Annotated in this window: 3 protein-coding genes and 1 pseudogene; 1 reads left to right on the top strand and 3 read right to left on the bottom strand. The window is 53.7% G+C overall.

What is annotated here, in order from left to right; all coding sequences use genetic code 11:
* Positions 1-261: pseudogene (locus tag ACFQY0_RS20965) on the top strand (hypothetical protein); the annotation flags it as partial.
* 43 nt (positions 262-304) lie between these two features.
* On the opposite strand, the gene ACFQY0_RS20960 reads toward ACFQY0_RS20965, so the two are convergent.
* The 3 genes from ACFQY0_RS20960 to ACFQY0_RS20950 all read right to left on the bottom strand — a co-directional run bounded on the left by ACFQY0_RS20960 (position 305) and on the right by ACFQY0_RS20950 (position 2,455).
* Positions 305-427: a hypothetical protein gene (locus tag ACFQY0_RS20960; RefSeq protein ID WP_379716939.1), complete on the bottom strand. Its 123-nt coding sequence runs from the start codon at positions 425-427 to the stop codon at positions 305-307.
* 621 nt (positions 428-1,048) lie between these two features.
* Positions 1,049-1,510, bottom strand: a complete 462-nt coding sequence (locus ACFQY0_RS20955) for a hypothetical protein (protein ID WP_379716937.1) — start codon at positions 1,508-1,510, stop codon at positions 1,049-1,051.
* Between the two features lie 555 nt (positions 1,511-2,065).
* Positions 2,066-2,455, bottom strand: a complete 390-nt coding sequence (locus ACFQY0_RS20950) for a hypothetical protein (protein ID WP_379716934.1) — start codon at positions 2,453-2,455, stop codon at positions 2,066-2,068.
* Positions 2,456-3,122: the final 667 nt, after the last annotated feature.

The raw sequence follows: 3,122 nt of genomic DNA, 5'->3' as shown, positions 1-3,122 counted from the left end.
TGGGCCGGTCAAACCGTCATAAAATCCCTCTGGGCCAAGGCTTACTACCAACAGCAGAAAGACAAAGGACAACGTCATCAAACGATTCTCCGCAGTCTCGCCTACAAATGGCAGCGCATCCTGTTTCTCTGCTGGAAGAACCGCGAGACATACAATGAGAAGCACTATCTCCAAGTTCTGCAGAAGAGATCAAGCTCGCTTATTCCCATCATCGCGAACCTCAAAAAAACCAACCCCAAACTCTGTGAGCAATTTACCTGAAATTTACTTGTCAGTCCGCCTCAGTGGTTTGTTGTGCTTAGTTTTATTCACCTAAGACGAACTTCTCACGATACAGGCGGATGCCCTCGTTGTACTCATCGACGATTTGCTGATCCCACTCGAGCGACTGCACAACCCACTCATCCTCGGAGTCGTAGTTGAGCACGAGGTTTTGGTGGTACTTAGCTTGTGCCTGGTCTCGATAGAAGAGTGCTTGAGCGTAGCAGTAGTGCCGTAGATGGAGATTCAGACACGAAAAGCCGAGGGTGATTGCGACAAAGATCCCTACAATGATGAGTCTCTTCCAAAGCCTGGGTGTGCGCCAGGTCCCGACCGATACCGCACACAGCGCAAATACTGAAAGTGCAATCGAGAACGCAAGGAATGTCTCGGGAACGCTCAGGCCAAAGGTCTCAGGTTCTAGAGCGTAGAACCAAAGATTGCGTCCGGAATAGGAAAAGCACGAGAGCGTGATTACGAACTGGAACCAGGTGAGTCCCCAAAGCAAATAGCAGTTCACGGTCGTCAAGAGCGTCGCCCGCCACGGCCAAGGGGAGATCATCGCCGGCCTCTTGATGCCTTGAACGAAGGGCCTTGAATTTGCCGTGCGATCTAGCGGCGGAAATAGCAGACGGAGGGGCACGGCATCAGGGTTTTTCCAGCACAACGTCAACGCTATGGCGATCCCGGAACCGGACCGGGACGGCCTCAAGCACTCAAGCAGGTCCCGACGCTGGCGGCAAGATCGCAACTAAGCCGCTTGTAAGGGGTCGCCATCAGCATCTTGTTAGCCCCACGGTGTTTCTTCGAAGCCAATTGCGACGGAGGCGATATCACCATGGTCACCAGGACAAACATGGATGCTTGGGCAGTCAAAATCAACGCTCACCAATTGTTCGTAGGCGGAATAGCTGACATGGGGCGCCAGCGTGAACTCACCCAAACGAACTGATCCAGAAAACAAGGCCTCTGGCTCCTCTTGCACTATCGCACCAAGTCTCTCCCGTCTGTTGAAGGTAACGATCAACGATACAAGCTCTCCAGAATCGCTCTCAGAAATCGCTGACAGACCACGGCCATCGAACACAGACTTTGTCCGATCAAATGGTATTCCGTTGGCTTCGCCGGTCTTCTGAAACTGCCTTTCTAAAGGTGAATTCAGAGCTTCTCTCAATGACGAAATGGTTGGGGAGTCACCAAGGTCTATCCCGGCGACACTGACTCGTCGTGGTTCCGCAAGGACGATCATTTCTTGGGCTAACGTTTGAGCTGAGGCGATCCCGGTGAGATCACCGGGGAGGCTGCGGGGATCCAAGCAGCTTTCGAAGCTGGCGGCAAGAACACAACACAGCCGCTGAGAGGGGTCGTCCTCGAGCGCCTTGTTCTCGTTGGGTGGTCTTGGGGGCGGGGAGTTCTTCGGGGAGGCCGCGGTCCGCCACGGGAAAATTCCCGATCGAGCGCCGACTCCATCCCACGAGACACTCCGAGCGGTGATGATGCAGAGCCCCAGCGAATCAGACAGACAATCTAACAGAGCCTGTCACGTGGCCGGTCCGATCTCTCCTGGCCGCTCGTCTGCTGCCCACCGCATGATGCTCAATCCGGGCAGCAAAGCTCCGGAAGCTCGAATACCTCGATAAGCTCGACCTATCTCCGACTCGGTCTACTGCCACACCCTCAAAACCCAGAGGCTCTACATTCCACGAGAACGTCAAAGGCATGGCGCGACGCCCGAACTAAAGCGGCGCTCCGTGTCAGATAGGAAAGGTTGAATCATGGGAAAGGAAATTCAACAAGGCCGCTGTTAGGCGTCGCCATCGCCGTCTTGTTCGGCATTTTCTAGTTCCTGAAGGCGCTCTGAAAGCACCACGATATTCTTATGAATCTCCTCCCTCTTTGAGGCGTAGTAAATTGATTGATAGCGATCTGCCAAGACTCGTATCGCATAGGCAATAGTTACCTTCTCCGGAGCCGAGTCACTGAGAACGTATGCCTCAATAATCGCCTCAGCTTGGGTTGAAGCCTTCTCCGCTTGCACCTTCTTGGAATCAACGTAGCTAACCGGTCTTGTTGCGATCTGGAGCTCATCAGATTTGTCCCTGATTACTCGCTTGGCCAATGAGACGGCGGAATCATCAGCTAGACAAACGCTACCAACTAGGAAGATTGAGAGAGTAAGTATTAAGGGTCTCATGATTCTGCCGAACGTAAAAGCTGTGGCGACCCGGTAACCTCACCAGTTCAGCCACGGACAATCAAGCAGCTCCCGAATCTGGCGGCAAGAACGCAACAAAGCCGCTGATAGGGGTCGTCCACCAGCGACTTGTTCTGCGTTGCATTTCATTGGGAATACTCTGTCCACCGGCCAGCACTATCCCGATGTAGCTGGGCAAAGGGGGATCCATCTCCACGACGCAAAACTAGCTTGGATCGCCCTTCCCAGTCAGCTGATACCTGATCAAGCTCTGACGTCGTTCGAAATCTAAAACGCTGGGAGCCAGGAAAATCCCTCTCTGTCATCGTCACACGAACATCGAGATCGCGGGAGTCGGCAGCTGGGCAAAGCCCGTGCTGAGCAGAGTAGATTGCCGCACGGGTCTCAATGTCCGGTCCGACGGTATACTGGCGCTTCGGCCAAGTCAGAACACCTCCCGAGTATGGCTTGGAGCAACATCCGACGAGGGTGAACAACGAGACAAATACCAATGTGAGTGACCGCATCTGATATTCTTGCAGAACGTTAAGATCTGCCACCCCGGGTTAGTTAGGGCGGACGCTTGAATCCTTGCAACTCGCGCTGGCTTCTTCAAGTCCGCATCGCCTTAAACACGAGGGGTTGGTCAGCATCGCTCTTGTTGAAC

It is taken from the genome of Haloferula chungangensis, from assembly GCF_042664875.1.
Taxonomy (GTDB): Bacteria; Verrucomicrobiota; Verrucomicrobiia; order Verrucomicrobiales; family Akkermansiaceae; genus Haloferula; species Haloferula chungangensis.
Note: the sequence above shows the minus strand (reverse complement) of the source record. Positions and strands in the feature narration are given on the sequence as shown.